Source organism: Floricoccus penangensis, assembly GCF_001832885.1.
Classification (GTDB): Bacteria; Bacillota; Bacilli; order Lactobacillales; family Streptococcaceae; genus Floricoccus; species Floricoccus penangensis.
On record NZ_MKIQ01000023.1, the window covers coordinates 80,163 to 98,730 of the forward strand.

At 34.1% G+C, this 18,568-nt stretch carries 24 protein-coding genes; 22 read left to right on the forward strand and 2 right to left on the reverse strand.

Going from position 1 to position 18,568, the window contains the following annotated elements:
• Positions 1-57: 57 nt before the first annotated feature.
• From BG262_RS03680 to BG262_RS03715, 8 genes are all read left to right on the forward strand, one after another.
• On the forward strand, positions 58-255 hold the full coding sequence (locus tag BG262_RS03680) for a helix-turn-helix domain-containing protein (protein WP_070787532.1): 198 nt from the start codon (positions 58-60) through the stop codon (positions 253-255).
• Between the two features lie 228 nt (positions 256-483).
• Complete coding sequence (locus BG262_RS03685) at positions 484-1,323, forward strand: energy-coupling factor ABC transporter ATP-binding protein (protein WP_070787533.1); 840 nt, start codon at positions 484-486, stop codon at positions 1,321-1,323.
• Positions 1,299-2,153: an energy-coupling factor ABC transporter ATP-binding protein gene (locus BG262_RS03690; protein WP_070787534.1), complete on the forward strand. Its 855-nt coding sequence runs from the start codon at positions 1,299-1,301 to the stop codon at positions 2,151-2,153. The genes BG262_RS03685 and BG262_RS03690 overlap by 25 nt, the downstream gene beginning before the upstream one ends.
• Positions 2,146-2,949, forward strand: coding sequence for an energy-coupling factor transporter transmembrane component T family protein (locus tag BG262_RS03695; protein WP_070787535.1), 804 nt, complete (start codon positions 2,146-2,148; stop codon positions 2,947-2,949). The genes BG262_RS03690 and BG262_RS03695 overlap by 8 nt, the downstream gene beginning before the upstream one ends.
• 25 nt (positions 2,950-2,974) lie before the next feature.
• A complete protein-coding gene (dapD, locus tag BG262_RS03700; protein ID WP_070787536.1) occupies positions 2,975-3,688 on the forward strand; it encodes a 2,3,4,5-tetrahydropyridine-2,6-dicarboxylate N-acetyltransferase in 714 nt (237 codons plus the stop codon).
• Positions 3,689-3,750: 62 nt separating this feature from the next.
• Positions 3,751-4,140 carry an iron chaperone gene (locus BG262_RS03705; RefSeq protein ID WP_070787537.1) on the forward strand — a complete coding sequence of 130 codons (390 nt, stop codon included), beginning with the start codon at positions 3,751-3,753 and terminating at the stop codon, positions 4,138-4,140.
• A gap of 1 nt (position 4,141) precedes the next feature.
• A complete protein-coding gene (locus BG262_RS03710; RefSeq protein ID WP_070787538.1) occupies positions 4,142-5,266 on the forward strand; it encodes an N-acetyldiaminopimelate deacetylase in 1,125 nt (374 codons plus the stop codon).
• Between the two features lie 10 nt (positions 5,267-5,276).
• Positions 5,277-6,092 carry a class I SAM-dependent methyltransferase gene (locus tag BG262_RS03715; RefSeq protein ID WP_070787539.1) on the forward strand — a complete coding sequence of 272 codons (816 nt, stop codon included), beginning with the start codon at positions 5,277-5,279 and terminating at the stop codon, positions 6,090-6,092.
• Positions 6,093-6,136: 44 nt separating this feature from the next.
• Here the strand turns inward: BG262_RS03715 and BG262_RS03720 are convergent, their stop codons facing one another.
• On the reverse strand, positions 6,137-7,468 hold the full coding sequence (locus tag BG262_RS03720; RefSeq protein WP_070787540.1) for an MATE family efflux transporter: 1,332 nt from the start codon (positions 7,466-7,468) through the stop codon (positions 6,137-6,139).
• Positions 7,469-7,654: 186 nt separating this feature from the next.
• Positions 7,655-7,855, reverse strand: coding sequence for a cold-shock protein (locus BG262_RS03725; RefSeq protein ID WP_070787541.1), 201 nt, complete (start codon positions 7,853-7,855; stop codon positions 7,655-7,657).
• A 133-nt stretch (positions 7,856-7,988) separates the two neighbouring features.
• On the opposite strand from BG262_RS03725, the gene BG262_RS03730 reads away from it, so the two are divergent.
• The 14 genes from BG262_RS03730 (at position 7,989) to ispF (ending at position 18,547) form a co-directional block, all read left to right on the forward strand.
• A complete protein-coding gene (locus BG262_RS03730; RefSeq protein ID WP_070787542.1) occupies positions 7,989-8,528 on the forward strand; it encodes a 5-formyltetrahydrofolate cyclo-ligase in 540 nt (179 codons plus the stop codon).
• The gene (locus tag BG262_RS03735) at positions 8,525-9,211 is read left to right on the forward strand and encodes a rhomboid family intramembrane serine protease (protein WP_070787543.1); all 687 of its coding nucleotides are present in this window, start codon (positions 8,525-8,527) and stop codon (positions 9,209-9,211) included. Before BG262_RS03730 ends, BG262_RS03735 begins: the two co-directional genes overlap by 4 nt.
• A 348-nt stretch (positions 9,212-9,559) precedes the next feature.
• Positions 9,560-9,871 carry a PTS lactose/cellobiose transporter subunit IIA gene (locus tag BG262_RS03740; protein WP_070787544.1) on the forward strand — a complete coding sequence of 104 codons (312 nt, stop codon included), beginning with the start codon at positions 9,560-9,562 and terminating at the stop codon, positions 9,869-9,871.
• Positions 9,872-9,896: 25 nt separating this feature from the next.
• A complete protein-coding gene (locus BG262_RS03745) occupies positions 9,897-11,330 on the forward strand; it encodes a PTS sugar transporter subunit IIC (protein WP_070787545.1) in 1,434 nt (477 codons plus the stop codon).
• Positions 11,331-11,404: 74 nt separating this feature from the next.
• Positions 11,405-11,560 carry a hypothetical protein gene (locus BG262_RS10730; RefSeq protein WP_158006639.1) on the forward strand — a complete coding sequence of 52 codons (156 nt, stop codon included), beginning with the start codon at positions 11,405-11,407 and terminating at the stop codon, positions 11,558-11,560.
• On the forward strand, positions 11,538-11,960 hold the full coding sequence (locus tag BG262_RS03750) for a DUF3284 domain-containing protein (RefSeq protein ID WP_070787546.1): 423 nt from the start codon (positions 11,538-11,540) through the stop codon (positions 11,958-11,960). Before BG262_RS10730 ends, BG262_RS03750 begins: the two co-directional genes overlap by 23 nt.
• Positions 11,961-12,071: 111 nt before the next feature.
• The gene (locus BG262_RS03755; RefSeq protein WP_070787547.1) at positions 12,072-12,827 is read left to right on the forward strand and encodes a DUF975 family protein; all 756 of its coding nucleotides are present in this window, start codon (positions 12,072-12,074) and stop codon (positions 12,825-12,827) included.
• Positions 12,828-12,944: 117 nt separating this feature from the next.
• The gene (locus BG262_RS03760; RefSeq protein ID WP_070787548.1) at positions 12,945-13,391 is read left to right on the forward strand and encodes a dUTP diphosphatase; all 447 of its coding nucleotides are present in this window, start codon (positions 12,945-12,947) and stop codon (positions 13,389-13,391) included.
• Between the two features lie 3 nt (positions 13,392-13,394).
• On the forward strand, positions 13,395-14,054 hold the full coding sequence (locus tag BG262_RS03765) for a hypothetical protein (protein ID WP_070787549.1): 660 nt from the start codon (positions 13,395-13,397) through the stop codon (positions 14,052-14,054).
• Positions 14,055-14,072: 18 nt separating this feature from the next.
• On the forward strand, positions 14,073-15,437 hold the full coding sequence (gene radA / locus BG262_RS03770) for a DNA repair protein RadA (protein ID WP_070787550.1): 1,365 nt from the start codon (positions 14,073-14,075) through the stop codon (positions 15,435-15,437).
• Positions 15,438-15,603: 166 nt separating this feature from the next.
• Entirely contained in the window at positions 15,604-16,677 is a 1,074-nt protein-coding gene (locus BG262_RS03775) for a PIN/TRAM domain-containing protein (protein ID WP_070787551.1), read from the forward strand.
• Positions 16,678-16,697: 20 nt separating this feature from the next.
• On the forward strand, positions 16,698-17,351 hold the full coding sequence (gene ispD, locus BG262_RS03780; protein WP_070787552.1) for a 2-C-methyl-D-erythritol 4-phosphate cytidylyltransferase: 654 nt from the start codon (positions 16,698-16,700) through the stop codon (positions 17,349-17,351).
• A gap of 4 nt (positions 17,352-17,355) precedes the next feature.
• Positions 17,356-18,066, forward strand: coding sequence for a TIGR00266 family protein (locus BG262_RS03785; RefSeq protein WP_070787553.1), 711 nt, complete (start codon positions 17,356-17,358; stop codon positions 18,064-18,066).
• 1 nt (position 18,067) lies between these two features.
• Positions 18,068-18,547, forward strand: a complete 480-nt coding sequence (gene ispF, locus BG262_RS03790; protein ID WP_070787554.1) for a 2-C-methyl-D-erythritol 2,4-cyclodiphosphate synthase — start codon at positions 18,068-18,070, stop codon at positions 18,545-18,547.
• The last annotated feature ends 21 nt before the right edge of the window (positions 18,548-18,568 follow it).

Sequence of the window (18,568 nt, forward strand, 5' to 3'; positions counted from 1 at the left end):
TGATTTATCAACCAATTTTTTGATATAGTTTCATTAAATTTATAAGGAGGAAGTTATATGTTCGCAAGAAAAATTAAATTTGCAAGAAGAATTAAATGTCTAACTAAAAAACAAATAGCAGATTATTTGAATGTAAATCAAGAGGTAGTTGATAGTTGGGAAAGAGGTGAAAATTTGCCTGATTTTTATAAACTAGTCGAATTGTCAGTTTTACTTGGTTTAAGCATGGAGGTTTTACTAGGTATAATAGATTAATTTTTTTATCAATAATTATCTGAATATTAAATCAAAAGTTCAGAGGATAGTAAACTGATAAGGTCCTATAAGGTTACTATTTTTAAAGGATTAGAGTCATAATTTGAAGTAATCTAATAAATTTTAGTTAAGTTTTAAAATAAGAAAAACTCATGAAAACCACTGAAATAGATGAAGGGTAGTTCTTAAACCCTAGCAAAGGTAAAGGCTACATGCTATAATTAGAACATGAAAAAAATTCTTGAAATTCAAAATTTAACATATAAATATGAAGAGGATAGTGACAAGCTAAATCTATCAGGTGTAAGCTTTGATGTTAATGAGGGAGAGTGGATTAGCATTATCGGACGTAATGGATCTGGTAAATCAACGACAGCCCGCTTGATAGATGGTTTGATGCCTGCTTTATCTGGAACAATCATAGTTGATGGAGACATCCTGACTGAAGATAATGTCTGGGATATTCGCCGCAAAATTGGTATGGTTTTTCAAAATCCTGATAATCAATTCGTCGGAGCTACTGTTGAGGACGATATTGCTTTTGGGATGGAAAATCAACAAATTGAGCGTGATGAGATGATTAAACGTGTTGATGATGTTCTTGAACTGGTAAATATGTCAGACTTCAAGGATCGTGAGCCAGCTAGCCTATCAGGTGGACAGAAACAACGTGTAGCTATTGCCGGAGTCATCGCTCTTCGTCCAAAAATTATTATTTTAGATGAAGCAACAAGTATGCTTGATCCAAACGGTCGTAATAAGCTCATGAATGTTGTTAGAGAAATTAAAGATGAGTATGGTTTGACTGTCCTTTCAATTACACATGATCTTGATGAAGCGGTTAATTCTGATCGCATAGTAGTCATGAAGGATGGAGAAGTTGTTCGTATTGCTACTCCTGATGAGATTTTTGAAAGTGAAAATGACATGGTATCAATAGGACTTGATGTTCCATTTACTTCGAACCTTATGATAGATTTAAGAGCAAAGGGCTTTGATATCCCTGAAAAATATATGGATGAGGAAGGATTGGCTGATTATTTATGGCAATCGTATTTGAAAAAGTAGATTATGTGTACCAAATAAATACCCCTTTTGAGAATCAGGCTCTTTTCGATATTAATTTAGATATTGAAGATGGAAGTTACACAGCTCTTATAGGACATACAGGATCTGGTAAATCAACACTTTTGCAACACTTGAATGGATTAATTAAACCAACTCGTGGCAGCGTGAAAGTTTTTGATACAGTAATCACTAACGAAAGTAAAAACAAAGATATAAAACCAATTAGAAAAAGAGTGGGGGTCGTCTTCCAATTTCCTGAAGCTCAACTTTTTGAAGAAACTGTCCTTAAGGACGTAGCCTTTGGTCCACAAAATTTCGGAATTTCTAGTGTTGAAGCTGAAAAAATTGCTCGTGAAAAATTAGCTTTGGTTGATATTGATGAGGAATTATTTGAACGTTCACCATTTGAATTATCTGGAGGGCAAATGCGCCGTGTAGCAATAGCTGGGATTTTAGCTATGAATCCTGATGTATTAGTTCTTGATGAACCAACAGCAGGTCTTGATCCGAAAGCTAGAATTAAAATGATGGAATTATTTTATAGTCTTCACAAAAAAGATAATTTGACAACAGTCCTTGTAACTCATTTAATGGATGATGTGGCAGATTATGCAGATTATGCTTATGTTTTAGATAAGGGGCGCGTGGTGAAGTCAGGTGTTCCTAGTGATGTATTTCAAGATGTGGATTTTATGAAGAAAAATCAGCTAGGGGTTCCTAAAGCAACTGATTTCGCATTAAAACTTACTGAAAAAGGTGTAAATTTTGATCATCTTCCAATAACAAGAAAAGAATTAGTTAATATGTTGGAGGATAAGATTCATGGATAAAATAATTATGGGTCGATACATACCTGGTGATTCAATAATTCACAGGATGGATCCTCGAAGCAAGCTACTTGCAATGTTTGCTTTTGTATTTGTAATTTTTATGGCAACTGATCTAGTTGGATATGGAATTTTATTTGCCTACACTGTATTAGCAGTAGTTCTTTCAAAAATAAAAATTTCTTATTACTATACTGGTTTAAAACCAATGTTTGGATTAATTATTTTCACAGCTTTATTCCAAATATTGTTTACCGCAAGTGGAGAAACTATTTTTAAATTCTGGATTATCAATATTACGACAGGTGCCCTAATGAATGCCCTCTATATGTCACTAAGGTTAATCTTGATAATAATTCTAAGTACAGTTCTTACGCTAACAACAGCACCATTAACACTCGCAGATGGTGTTGCTACTGGACTTGCGCCACTAAAAAAAATAGGAGTCCCAGTTTACGATATTGGTCTGATGCTTTCAATAAGCCTACGTTTCATTCCTACATTGATGGATGATACAACAAGAATTATGAATGCTCAAAGATCAAGAGGGATGGATTTTGGAGAAGGAAACCTAATCCAAAAAATTAAAAGTGTTATTCCTATCCTAATTCCTTTGTTTGTTTCAAGTTTTAAGAGGGCGGATGATTTGGCAATTGCTATGGAAAGTCGAGGTTTCCAAGGTGGAGACAATAGAAGCAAGTACCGTATTTTAAAATGGCATTTTAGAGATACCGCTTTAATATTATCGATAGTTGTTTTGATGGCTATTTTATTCATGTGGAATGGTTTTATAAAATAAAAAAGTATTTGATAAAAGAGGAGATATGATGACTACAAAAATGAATGCACAAGAAATTATTCAATTTATTGGAAATGCCGAAAAGAAAACACCTGTTAAAGTAACTTATAAAGGGAATTTAAAAGGTGATTTAAGTAAAGTACAAAATTTTGATTCAATTGTTAAAGATGGATTTGGAATTGTATTTGGTGATTGGGCAGATGTAAAACCATTGCTTGAAAATCTAAAAGCAGATGAATATGTAATTGAAAATGATGCTCGTAATTCAGCTGTTCCTTTACTGGATAAAAAAGAAATTAATGCACGTATTGAACCAGGTGCAATTATTCGTGACCAAGTCGAAATTGGGGATAACGCAGTTATTATGATGGGTGCAGTTATCAATATTGGTGCTGAAATTGGTGCAGGGACAATGATTGATATGGGAGCTATTCTTGGCGGTCGAGCTATCGTAGGTAATAATAGTCATATTGGTGCAGGAGCTGTTCTTGCAGGCGTTATTGAGCCAGCTAGCGCAGAACCAGTTCGTGTTGGTGATAACGTTCTTGTAGGAGCTAATGCTGTAGTCATTGAAGGAGTTCAAATAGGTGACGGAGCAGTAGTAGCAGCAGGAGCAATCGTAACTGAGGATGTACCTGAACGTGTCGTAGTTGCAGGAGTTCCAGCAAGAATTATTAAAGAAATTGATGAAAAAACTGAAGCGAAAACAGCATTAGAAGACGCTTTGAGAAACTTATAAAAATTAAAACTTCCTTGAATATTTATAATTAATAGTATTAATTTTAGGACATGGAGAATGCTATGTTAAGAAATCAAGAAATAGATGATTATATTGCCCAAAGTTCAGCAACAAAAGAGCAAAAAAAGTATTTTGAATTTGCTAGAAATAAAGTCCATGAAATTTGGCCGACAACTGTAGAAAAAATAAGTTATGCCATGCCAGCTTTTTACCCAGATGAAAAGGCAAAAGGAATACAACTACTTATTTATCTAAGCTTAAATAAAAAATGGTTAGGTTTTTATCCTATGCCAGCTTTTATTTATGCAAATGAGTCTTTGCTAAATGAACTGAATTTAAATTTCTCAAAGGGAGCAATTCAAATACCTTATGATACAAGTAAAGATATCTTAACAGATTTGCTAGAGAGAGCGATTGAGTTTAATGGTCGTAAATATTTAGAGGATAAGTAATATGATTGATTTAATAAAAACTAGAAGAGAACTTCATCAAATTCCAGAGATTGGTCTTGAAGAGTTTGAAACTCACAAGTATTTGATGGAAAAAATAGGTAAAATTGCTGAAAAAAATAATTTTACTGAAATTCGAACATGGAATACAGGTATTTTGGTTATGCTTCATGGAAGTGATCCTGAGAAAACGATAGGCTGGAGAACTGATATTGACGGTCTACCTATTGTTGAAGAAACAGGTTTAGAGTTTAAGTCAATCCATGAAGGTCGAATGCATGCTTGTGGCCATGATTGCCATATGACAATTGCCTTGGGCCTTCTTGATCAGTTATCTCTTGAGCAACCTAAGAACAATATGCTTTTCCTTTTTCAGCCAGCTGAGGAAAATGAAGCCGGTGGTATGCTTATGTATAAAGATGGAGCATTTGGTGACTGGCTTCCTGACGAATTCTATGGTCTTCATGTTAATCCAGATTTGCCGGTTGGTACCATTGCTTCTAACAATAATACCCTGTTTGCAGGGACTTGTGAGATTGAGATAACTTTTAAGGGTCTTGGTGGACATGCTGCTTTTCCACACAATACACGTGATGCCCTTGTGGCAGCAGCAACATTTGTTACTCAGGTTCAAACGGTTGTTAGTAGAAATGTTAACCCTATTGAGGGAGCAGTAGTAACTATCGGAAGCTTTCATGCTGGAAATACGCATAATATAATTTCAGAAGTAGCAACTGTTAAAGGAACCATCCGCACTCTAACAGCAGAGATGAATGAATTGACTCAAAAACGAGTTCGTCAAATTGCTGAAGGTGTAGCAATGAGTTTTGATTTAGATGTTGAAGTTTCTTTGAATCAAAAAGGCTATTTGCCAGTTGAGAATAATCTAGAGTTAGCAGATAATTTGATGTCCTTCTTTAATGAAGAGGAAGGGGTGAATCTCTTAGATGTCCTTCCAAGCATGACAGGAGAGGATTTTGGCTATCTTCTTCATCAAGTACCGGGTGTTATGTTCTGGCTTGGAATTGACAGTCCCTATGCACTTCACCACCCTAAAATGTCTCCAGATGAAAAAGCTCTGTCATTTGGAGTTGAAAATATTGCAAAATTTTTAAAGAGTAGAATTTAGAAAGTATATTATGAAAAAAACACATTATCGGTCATGGATCCCTAAAAGAAAAGTTGTTATTTTTCTTGCAGTAAGTTTATTTCTACTTCTCTTGCCATTAATCTATGATTTTGGACAATTAGCAAATATTCTCATGTGGGTAGCAGCTGTTCCTGCTATTATCATGACTTTTAAACTTAGCTTGACCTATAACGCATTCTCGCCTAGTGGTGGAAACTATCAAGATAAAATTTATAATCTTGCCGCTCAAGAGTTTGATCTTGAAGAGGGGAAAGTATTGGATGTGGGTACTTTAAGCGGAGCACTTCCAATTAAGTTAGCTAAGAAAAATCCTAAAATTACCATTGAAGGTGTAGATCACTGGCGAGACGATGCGCTTATCAAAAGAAGAGACAACAAAAAAAAGAAAAATAAAAAAAATCGTCAGCCATTACTTTCAGGTGATGAAGAATGTCGACAAAATGCTGAACTTGAAGGAGTGAGCCTCAAGCAAGTTAAATTTTCACGTGTTCATATAAACCGACTTCCATTTAAGGATGGAGCATTTGATGGGTTAACAAGCGTGCTGACTTATCAGCAAGCAGCCGGTGAAAAAAATGAAAATCTAGTTTACGAATCATTACGTACTCTACGTGTCGGTGGTGAGTTTGTTCTAATTGATCAGTTCAAAGATAGAAATGCTTTTGGAGATTTTGATAAATTTATTAAAGATATGGATGTTTCAGAAATTGAAATTATTCCTTTAGAAGAAAAAATTGATTTACCATGGATCTTAAAACTAAAAAGCAATTTGGGAAATGTTGTCATCCTTAAAGGTATAAAATAAAAAAATCTACTTCCTTTAATTTGGGAGTAGATTTTCCATTTATACTATGATAATTTTTTGAAACTTCTTACTGTCACTAATATTGTAGGTATTAAGACCAATATACTTCCTATCCAAGCTGCGGGGTTGGAAGCTACAACAATTGTATAGCTCATCTTATGGACACCATATATAGCAACTCCAGCCCTCATAAATAATTCCATAAATCCTGCTAATGTCGGGATTTTACTATTTCCAAGACCTTGAATTGTACCTCGAGTAGAAAATAAAATTGCTAAAAGCCAGTAAAAGGCACCATTAATAATATAGTATTGTTTAGCCATATTAATTACAGCTGTTTCACTTGATGATATAAAAACAGTTGTGATTTGGTGGTTAAAAGTAATTAATAAAATGGCATAAATAATTCCCCAGATTACTGAAATTAAGGTAGCTTGTTTCAATCCAGAGATTATTCGTTTATATTTTTGGGCACCGTAGTTTTGTGCAGCAAATGTCGACATGGCAAGTCCGATTGAAATCATGGGAAGCATTGCAAATTGATCGACTTTACTTACTATTGATTGTGTAGCCACTGCGTTAGTCCCTAAGGTGTTTAAGGCGATTTGGAGGGTAATGCTCCCAATAGCAATAATACTTGACTGAAAGCCCATTGGAAGGCTCAGGCGAGCGTGCTCTTTAAATTCATTTTTATCAAACTTAAGATACTCTGTAGGGAAATATAGTTCGGGAACTTTTTTCGAGATATGATAGACCAAGTAACAAACCGAAATTGCTTGAGCAGTAACCGTCGCGATACTAGCACCTGCAATACCCCACCCAAGACCTAAAATGGCGGTATATTCCAATATAATATTTGCTATGCTTGAAATAACTAAGGCATACAGTGGAGTTTTTGAGTCTCCAAGAGCTCTCAAGGCGTTTGATAGAAAGTTAAATAAGTTAGCGAAAATCATCCCACCAAGCATGAAAGTCATAAAAGTTTTAGCACCCTCAAATATTTCATCAGGAGTCTGCATCAATTTAAGAAGTGGTCCAATAAAAATTACAGATAGGACACTTAAAATTAGAGAGGCAACTACGGTAAACACAAGACCGGTAGCAAAAGACTTTTTGACATCCTGAAAATGCTTTGCACCAAAACGTTGGGCAGTTACAATAGTTAATCCACTTGTCAATCCTTGAGCAAAGCCTACAATTAAAAAGTTAACTGCACCTGTAGCACCGACACTGGCTAATGCTAGTTTACCCAGAGTCTGACCAACTATAATTGTATCTGTAGTGTGATATAATATCTGGAAAAAATTTCCCAATAAAAGAGGGAGAGTAAATAAAATCAGTCCTTTAGAAATATTTCCCTTCGTTAAATCATTCATTTAAGTGTTTCTCCTTTCACATATTTTGTAGATGGTTCTATAAGATAAACTGACTTTAAATATAGTAATTATGAATATATTATCAGCCAAGCAATAAAATTTTTGAATTATATGTGTAGTTCAGTACCATTTTATAACAGCAAAATGGACCAACCGAGGTCAGTCCATTTTTACTACTTAATTAAATTAAGCTTTTGTTACGTTAACCGCTTGAGGTCCGCGTTGTCCGTCTTCAACGTCGAATTCAACTGCTTGACCTTCTTCGAGAGTTTTGAATCCATCAGTTTGGATAGCAGAGAAATGTACGAATACATCTTTACCATCTTCAGCTGTGATGAAACCAAAACCTTTTTCTGGGTTAAACCATTTAACAGTACCTTGTGCCATGTGAACACACTCCTAAAAATTTATTTGTATCTCTTTAGCCTTAAAAGTGTGTAACATTGAATCTTTTTACAGAATGCAACAAGCACCGATTTAATTCTTAAATAAAATACAAATTTAGTGTATCATATATAATATGAAAAAGAAAGCAATAACTAGAGAAAATATGCAAAAGGCTCTGAAAAGTCAAAAAAATTCAGAAAAGTCTTTACAAGAATCTTACTTAAATAAAAGATTTCTTGAAAATCAGCAAGTAAAAGATAGTAATATTATCGCATTGTTTATGTCTATGCCTTTTGAATTTGATACTACTTATATTAGAAAGCGACTATTAGAGAAAAATAAGATGGTTGTTATTCCAAAGGTAATTGATAAGGGATTGATGAAATTCTACACTTATGATGAAGATAAATTAGAATTATCAAAATTTGGAATTTGGGAACCGGTAGGATTAGATTCAGTGATACCGGATTTAATTCTCGTACCAGGCTTAGCATTTGATAGGGAAGGATATCGAATAGGTTATGGTGGGGGATTCTATGATCGATATTTAGAAAATTATCATGGGGAGACTATAAGTCTTGCCTTTGACTTTCAAAAACAAGATTTCCAAGTAGAGAATTTTGATATGAAAGTGAAAAAAATCTATTTTTATGATAGAAAAGAGGAAAAATGACAAATTTAAAAAAATATTTTAATCCTAATCACAAGGTGACTTATATCATCACGGCTATTACAACAATTGTTTTTGTATACATGTTGATTGTGTATGGTCCTGATGGTATGACATCACCTGTTGCATTAATAAAATCAGGCGCTCTGTGGGGAGGAGTAATAAGCTCGCCTTTTGATTTATGGCGTCTTATAACTCCGATATTTGTTCACATTGGTTTTTCGCATTTTTTGTTTAATATTTTCGCAATCTATTTTATCGGTGCACAGGTTGAAGAAATATTTGGATCATTTCGTTTCTTTATTCTTTATATGTTTTCTGGAATATTTGCAAATGCCATGTCACTGTATTTTAGTCCAGATACAATATCTGCTGGAGCATCAACATCAATATTTGGAATGTTTGCAGGAGTTGTAGCACTTGGTTACATAGCTAATAATTCAGCATTTAGAGAAGTAGCAAAAGGATATTTAGCTTTAATAGTGTTTAACTTAGTTTCGAATTTATTTGAAGTCAATGTAAGCTTGTTAGGTCACATAGGAGGAGTAATAGGAGGAATATTACTTGCTTTTGCAATTCCATATAATTATCCAGGAATGAGAAATTCTAAAGGGGTTCGGTTTATCGCTTTAGTAATATATTCAACTCTTCTAATGTTCTTTTGCATATTTTCAATTTACAGATAAAATATATTAATACAGCCTGTCAATGATTTTAGGCTGTTTTTTTGTGTTTTTTAACAACATGTTTCTTAAAATAGTACAAGTTTTATGAAAACGCTTGAAAACCTATATTTAGCAACAGGCTGTGGTATATACCAATTTTTATAAAATCAGAAAGTGTTATTTTATCATTTTTCGTTATAGTTTGTATATATAGCTTTATAGCTTTTTATATTAATTTAAAAGAATGCAATAAAATTATTTTATGTTTTCGTAAGCGTTTGCACTTTCAATATTCTGTGATATGATAAGTGTAGATGAAAAACGCATCTGAAAAATGGTTTGAAAAAAAGAAAGGAGAATAATTCACATATGGATGACGCACAACTTGAAATCATCATGCCACTTATTATGTATGGTGGTGAAGCGAAGTCTAATGCAATCGAAGCTATAGCAGCAGCTAAGGTAGGAGACTTCGATAAAGCACAAGAAAAGCTTGATGCAGCAGGTAAAGCAATTGTGGAAGCTCACCACGGGCAAACTGATCTTTTAACTAAGGCAGCAAATGGTGAAGAAGTGCCACTAAATATTTACATGGTTCATGCACAGGACCACTTAATGACGGGAATTGCCTTTGTAGATTTAGCAAAAGAAATTGTTGAACTTTACAAGGTTATTAATTAATATATTTTATTAAAGGAGTATTTTTATGGACAAAATTTCTGCATGGCTCGAGAAACATCTCGTACCAATTGCTGCTAAGATTGGTTCTGAGAAGCACTTAGTAGCTTTACGTGATGCCTTTATTGGCACAATGCCTGCTGTAATGGCAGGATCAATTGCAGTAATGATTAATGCAATTATTCGTGACATTCCAAAACAGTTTTGGCCTGATTACGATGCAAGTACTGTTCCAGTTATTCGCGAAATTATTGGAGTAAATGGATTTGTATGGAATGGTACACTTGCAGTCATTGGGTTAATGTTTGCTTTCTCTTGGGGATATAATCTAGCAAAAGCTTACAAGACTAATGAGCTTGCTGGAGGAATTGTCAGTGTGGCTGCTTTTATTCAAGGTATTGCATTTGCATATTCAGACACATTAGAAACTAAACTTCCTTCATCAGTTGTAGATGCTATTAACACAACAGGTGCTGACGGAGGTTGGTCTGCTACTGCTGATAGTATTTCTAAAGGTGGATGGGGATGGCTTAAACTTGGTCATTTGGATGCAAGAGCATATTTCACAGTAATGATTATCAGTACTATTGCTGTTCTTATATTCAGTAAATTAATGAATAAGAATATTACAATCAAAATGCCTGATTCAGTACCACCTGCAGTATCTAAAGCATTTGCTGCAATAATTCCAGCGACAGTTGCAATTTATGTTGTTGCAATTATCAACTTTATTGTTACAAAATTTACAGATGGTCAGTTGATTATTGATCTCATTCAAAAATATCTTGCTGAACCATTCTTGGGTCTATCTCAAAGCTTAGCTTCAGTATTGATTGTATCATTCTTTGTACAGTTGTTCTGGTTCTTCGGAATTCATGGACCAAATGTTTTTGCACCAGTTTTAGATGGTATTTGGCAACAAGCATTACTTATCAACGCTAATATTGTTGAAAAAGGATACAATGGTGTTTCTGGACAAAAAGGTGTATTAGATGCTGTTAAAGATGGTAAAGCATATATTTGGACTCGTGGATCATTTGATGCTTATGCATGGTTTGGTGGATCTGGTGGTACTTTAATGCTACTTATCGCAATCTTTATATTCTCAAAACGTGCGGATTATAGAGAGGTAGCTAAACTTGGTATTGCACCTGGACTATTTAACATAAATGAACCAGTTATGTTTGGACTTCCAATCGTATTCAACGCTATCATGTTTATTCCATTTATTTTGGCGCCTATCGTGGCAACAACAATTGGATGGGTAGCAACTTACTTTGGATTAGTTTATCCGGTATCAGTACAGATTCCTTGGGCTACACCGCCGATTCTTTACTCATTCCTTGCAACTGCAGGTGACTGGCGTGCTCCAATCGTTACAATCGTATGTATGCTTGCATCATTTGCAATCTGGGCTCCGTTTGTAATTTCAGCAAACAAAATTCAAGAAACTGATATTTAAAAATCTTATAAAGGTTGACTACGGTCAGCCTTTATTTAATAATAGTACTAAATATCATAGTAGAAGGAGAAAATATGGTTGCGTGGGGTTATGCTATACTTACAATTGCTGGCCTAATGATAATGTATCAAAGATGGTTTTTAGGTTTCATACTATTTATTTTTGGTATTAGTATTATTTTAAAAGGTAAGAAGATAGAGGAAAAATATGGAAATAAAAAGAAAGATTAAAGTCCCTCAGAGCTTTATTTTCAGTAAAATTATTGAGTCTGGTCTTTATGACATTGAGAAACATACGGGATTTCGTCCAAGTTTAAAAGAATTAAATAATTATGAGTACACCAAAGAATTTGGAAAGAATCAGTCTGGACGTATTAAGTTCGATCAAGTGACTAAACCCGAAGTCTACGCTTTTTCAACCTATACAAATAGAGCTACTTATCATACTCGCTGGGAACTGCATCCTCAAAATGATGGGACAACTGAAGTTGTTATTAGCGAGAAACAAGATTCAAATGGTTTTTTTCAAAAAACAAATGACTTTCTAACTGGGATTTCACTAGGTTGGTTGAAAAAAAGACAAATGAATGCCATTGTTGATAGCATTAGTCATTCATATAATGGTCAATAAAACAAAGGGATATTTCAATAAGGAATAGGTAGTATAGACAATATTGTTTATACTATTTTATTTTTCACAAGTTTGTTATAATTAAAGGCAGAACTCGTTAGGAGAAGTGACATGAATAGAAAATTAATCAAAAAAGAAGCTAAGGATTTTGTTAGACAAAATCTTAAATATAGCATTAGTTTATGGTCTCTAACAATTGTGCTCTCATACATAAGTGGGACAATTGGATATAAAATAGATGCTTATATTGACGGTGATGCCCCATTAACTTTGAACATTTTATCGTTATTAGTAGCCATTGCAGTTTTCATTACTAGAAGTAGTGCGAATTACGTAACTTTGGATAACTTAAGATTTGGTCGTCCGACAGGAAAAGCATTCCAACAACAATCTGAAATTTTAAGTAGTCAATATTTTTGGCCAAATGTAGGGATTTCTTTGATAGTAGGAGCCTATATGATATTTTGGGGAATCCTTTTTGCGCTGTGTGTCCTAGTTTTATCTTTTATAAGTAGTCCTAATATACCAAATTGGCTCTCAGTGTCTTTGATTGTGATTTTTGCCATCGGTGGAGTAATTTTATATACATCAAAAGTTATCTCATATATTCAAGCAACGAATGTATACAAAGATGCAATTGATAATGGTATCAAGCTTTCTTGGAGGCAGGCTATTAAAAGAAGTCAAGTCCTTATGTATGGCAGAAAACTAGATTATGTAATATTCAACCTGAGCTTTGTACTTTGGGGACTTTTAGTATTAGTTACTCTCGGATTAGCATCTTTCTATGTTCTTCCATATATGCAGACAGCAAACCAAAATTATTATATAAAGCTAAGAGAAGAAAAATTGACAGCTGGATTATAATTAATAAATAATAATGAAAAAGTGAAGATTAATCTATTTTGAAAATATGATTGAGTCTCACTTTCTTTTTTTGATATAATTAGTAAACAAAATCGTATTTAGTATTGGAGAATAAAAATGAAAATTCGTGGATTTGAAGTAATCTCAGCTTTTGCTGATAAAAATATAAATTTACCTGAACGTTCAACTGAACATTCGGCAGGTTATGATATAGAGGCATCAGAAAATACTGTATTAAAACCAGGTGAAATTAAACTCATACCAACTGGACTAAAAGCTTATATGCAGGCAGGGGAAGTGCTCTACCTTTTTGATAGAAGCAGCAACCCACGAAAAAAAGGGCTTGTTCTAATCAACTCCGTAGGTGTAATAGACGGAGATTATTATAATAATCCTAGTAATGAAGGAGCTATATTTGCTCAAATGAAGAACATTAGTGATGAAGACGTATTAGTTGAAAAAGGAGAACGAGTAGTTCAGGGTGTATTTATGCCATTTTTAGTTGCGGATGGAGATAATGCCCAAGGAGAGCGCACAGGTGGTTTTGGAAGTACTGGAAAATAACAAATGAAGGAAATTCCTGAATTTTTAGTTTTTAATACTACACATCCAGAATCTTATTTATTAAAAGACTTACGAAAAAAGAATGAAGCAGTGAGTTTTGCTAAATTTGAAGGTAAGGGACTTCTTTATCGCTCTCAAAAAGTAAATCTACCTTTCGAGATTATTAGAAACACAAGGACATTATCAGGAAGTTTAGAAATTTTCCTTGATGATGGTAATAATAGCAATATACGGACTTATAGTGAATTGAGTAAAGCTGAAAAGTTGGGATTTTGGAGCTATCATTATAAAGTATATAGGAAGACACATGAAGTTAATCCAGTAGCTAATTTTGACATTGAAAAATGGGAAGCAATAGTTAAAGATGAATATTTTCTTCCAGATTTATCCTCTGTGTTTTATGATAATGGTAATATTTCTGGCGTTTTGATTTCATACAAATCTAATGAAGCTAACAGTATAGAAATAGGATACTTATACGCTGAAAAAATAGATGTTTTGAAAATTCTCTTGAATAATCTTGCTTTAAAAGCTAATACTATAGGGGTCGAAAGCTTTAAAGATTTTGAAGTAGACGATACTTACCCGTTATTGTGGGATTTATTTAAAAAAGAGAATGTAAAAGATAGTGAAGAAGTCCTGATAACTTATCGAATTTTGTAATTTAGAAAGAAGGATAATTTGGCAAAAAAAGCAAAATCAACATTCATTTGTCAAAATTGTGGCTACCATTCCCCAAAATATTTAGGACGATGTCCTAACTGTGGTGAATGGAATAGTTTTTTGGAAGAAATTGAAGCTGAGCCGGTTAAGAATGCTCGTGTCAGTTTAACAGGTGAAAAATCTCGTCCTATGAAGCTTGATGAAGTAGAGACACAACACACTTTACGTGTAGAGACTGATTTAGACGAATTTAATAGAGTTTTAGGTGGTGGAGTTGTACCAGGAAGCTTGGTTCTAATTGGTGGAGACCCAGGGATTGGTAAGTCAACACTTTTACTTCAGGTTTCAACTCAACTTGCCAATCGAGGACGAGTTTTGTATGTGTCAGGTGAAGAAAGTGCTCAACAAATAAAACTAAGGGCAGAGCGACTTGGTGATATCAATAGTGATTTTTACCTCTATGCAGAAACGAATATGGTCAATATACGTGCTGAGATTGAAAGAATGCAGCCTAATTTTGTGATTGTAGATTCTATACAAACAATTATGTCGCCAGAAATAAGTAGTGTACAAGGAAGTGTAAGTCAGATAAAAGAAGTTACTGCAGAACTAATGCAGTTAGCTAAAATGAATAATATTGCAATATTTATTGTTGGTCATGTCACTAAAGAAGGTAATCTAGCAGGACCAAGGATGCTTGAGCACATGGTTGATACTGTACTTTATTTTGAAGGAGAAAGACAGCATACTTTTAGAATCTTAAGGGCAGTAAAAAATAGGTTCGGATCAACTAATGAAATTGGTATTTTTGAGATGCAATCAGTTGGTTTAGTTGAAGTAACAAACCCATCAGAGGTCTTTTTGGAAGAACGCCTTGCAGGTGCAACTGGATCAGCAATTGTTGTATCAATGGAAGGTACTAGACCAATATTAGTTGAAATACAAGCCTTAGTTACACCGACTGTGTTTGGAAATGCTAAACGAACAACAACAGGCCTTGACTTTAATAGAGTTAGCCTGATTATGGCAGTTCTCGAAAAAAGAGCAGGATTATTGCTACAAAATCAAGATGCCTACCTTAAGTCGGCTGGTGGTGTAAAACTTGATGAACCAGCTATTGACCTTGCAGTAGCGGTAGCTATCGCTTCAAGTTATAAGGAAGAGCCTACCGAAGCGGATGCGGCTTTTATTGGCGAAATTGGTTTAACAGGAGAAATTCGACGAGTAAACAGAATTGAAAGTCGTATAAACGAAGCAGCTAAACTTGGGTTTAAGAAAATTTATGTACCAAAAAATTCTTTAACAGGATTAAAAGTACCTGATACAATTCAGGTTATAGGAGTTACCACGCTAACAGAAGTTCTAGGAAAAGTATTTGGATAAATATGTTTGAGAGAATCAGATTTTATGTTCTGATTCTTTTAATTTATTTTTAAGAATTTTATTTTATATTTAAATCTATAAAATCAGCTAAAACACTGATTATATAAGTATTTAAATTGTTTTTATGGTAAAATTATACTGTACAAAAAATAAAAAGGAGGTACCTATGAGGCGATTAATTATACAAGTTTTAATGGTTGTAATTGGAGCAGCAGTAGGAAGTTCATTCTTACCGTATTTATGGTCTGCATTGAATCAAACTAAACTTGAAAACAACAACGTAGTTAATAGTATTATTGGTGCAATTATTTTTCTATTATTATCATTTATTTTTAATAAATCTATTCTACGTGCCCTTTCAAAGTTGGATGAAGATATTAGCAAGTTAAATTTGCAGAAGTTCGCATCTAATCTTACAGGAACTCTATTAGGTTTGGTGGCAGGAGCGATTGCAAGTGTCGCACTTTGGGCACTCAATATCCCATTTGTCAGTACAGTTGGGCCATTGATCCTTATGTCCGGTTTCGCCTATGTGGGTTATCGAGTATTTGCTCGTCGTGGTAAAGAAATTTTTGCCATGTTTAGTCGTAAAAAACCTGTAGTTATTGAAGAAAATGAAGTTGAAGAAAATAATAAAGTTACCCAAGTAGAAAATTATAAATTACTTGATACAAGTGCAATTATCGATGGTCGAATTATCGATGTTCTAAAAACTGGTTTTGTTGATGGAACTATCTTAATTCCAAACTTTGTGGTTTTTGAATTACAGCTAATTGCAGATAGCAATGATAAACTTAAACGTGCCAAGGGAAGACGCGGATTAGACCTAGTAAATGATATTCAAAAGCTTAAAAATATTAAGGTTGAAACTACTGATAAGGATTATGATGATATTCATGAAGTGGATACTAAGTTATTAAGACTGGCAACAGAGCTTAAGGGAAGTTTGATAACGAACGATTATAACTTGAATAAAGTAGCTGAAATCCAGCGTGTGCCAGTTTTAAATATTAATGAATTAGCAAATGCAGTCAAGCCCCAAGTTGTGGTTGGTGAAGAACTTAAAGTTACTATTGTTAAAAAAGGTAGTGAAAGACATCAAGGTATTGGATATATGCCTGATGGAACTATGATTGTTGTAGAAGACACTGATAATATGATTGACGAGACTGTTGATGCTGAAGTTACTAGTGCACTTCAAACTAATGCAGGTCGTATGATTTTTGCTAAATTAGTTTAGTCTTAGAAACTGGGTGACAAATGAAATATGATGCGATAGTCTTAGTGGCAGGTTCTGGAAAAAGAATGGGAATAGGTAAAAATAAAATATTCTTAAAGATTGATGATAAACCTATCTTTCAATATTCACTCGACTTGTTCAAAACTGATGTTGACTGTCAAAAAATAATTTTAGTTGGTAAGAAAGAAGAGCAGGTCATGTTTACTTCTTACTTGACAGAGAATATAGTTTTTGCCGTTGGTGGTCAAGAACGACAAGATAGCGTGAGAAATGCATTGAAACTAGTTGGATCAGATTATGTCATGATTCATGATGGAGCTCGCCCATTTATAAATCAGAGTGAACTCAATAGATTAAAGGAAAAACCGAATTCTATTTTGGCTGTTCCTGTTAAAGATACAATTAAACAAGTAAATTCAGATGGAAAGATAGAACAAACTATTCCACGCGATACTCTATTTGCGGCTCAAACTCCCCAATGTTTCCAAAGTGCTTTAATAATTAATGCTCATAGGAAGGCCTTTGAAAATAACTTTTTAGGCACTGATGATGCAAGCCTGATTGAGGAATTTGAAGAAATTTCAGTCTCTATCGTAGAAGGCTCTTATAATAATATAAAGGTTACTACGCCTGAGGATATCCTCATGGCTCGCTTGATTAAGGAAAGGATGTAAATTAATGGCTGATAACAGAATGAAATATGTGATTGATTCTAATATGCAATTTCCGCTTGTGGAACTTTATTTAGAGGCTGGCGAAAGTGCTTATATCCAACGTGGAAGTATGGTCTATCACAGTCCAGGAATCAAGTTGTCTACTACTTTAAATTCTAAAGGCTCAGGACTTGGTAAACTTGTAGGAGCGATGGCTAGAAGTGTAACAAGTGGCGAGAGTATGTTTTTAACTCAAGTTTCTTCAACTTCGGATAGTGGTAAACTTGCTCTTGCACCTAATACTCCTGGTCAGGTTATGGCTCTTGAATTAGGCAGTGAGCAATATAGGCTCAATGATGGAGTATTTCTTGCCCTAGATGGAAGTGCTCAATATACTATGCAAAGACAGAGTGTTGGCAGAGCTGTATTTGGTGGACAAGGTGGTTTCTTTATCATGACTACAGAAGGTCAAGGGACTCTCCTTGTAAATTCCTTTGGTTCTATTAAGGAAATTGATCTTTCAAATGATGAGATAACAATTGATAATGCTCATGTTGTAGCATGGAGTACAAGTCTTGACTATGATATTCGCTTGGAAAATGGATTCATGCAAAGTATTGGTACTGGTGAGGGAGTAGTAAACACTTTCAGAGGTACTGGTAAGATTCTTGTACAAAGTCTCAATGTTGAATCATTCGCTAATGTTCTAAGTTCGTATATTGCTACAGGTAATTAATATGAATATTAAAATTGGACAAGGATACGATGTTCACGAGTTAGTCGAAAATCGTGAATTGATTATTGGAGGAGTTAATATTCCTCATGATAGAGGTTTATTAGGTCATAGTGATGCGGATGTTCTTTTGCATGCTATTACGGATGCAATTATTGGAGCCCTTGGATTAGGTGATATTGGTCATGCATTTCCGGATACAAATCCAGAGATTGCAGGTATCGCATCAACCAAAATCCTCTCAGATACTTATGGCAAGATGATAGATAAAGGATTTGTTATTGGAAACGTTGATGCTACTATTATGGCTGAGCAACCAAAAATGAAACCCCATTTAGCTAAAATGAAAAAGAATATTGCTCAAATACTACATACATCAGAAGAAAATATTAATGTAAAAGCTACTACAACAGAAAAATTAGGATTTGTGGGTCGTGAAGAAGGAATGGCCTGTGAAGCGGTTGTTTTAATTGTAAAATCTTAACTTGCTTAAGCTTTTGTGTTA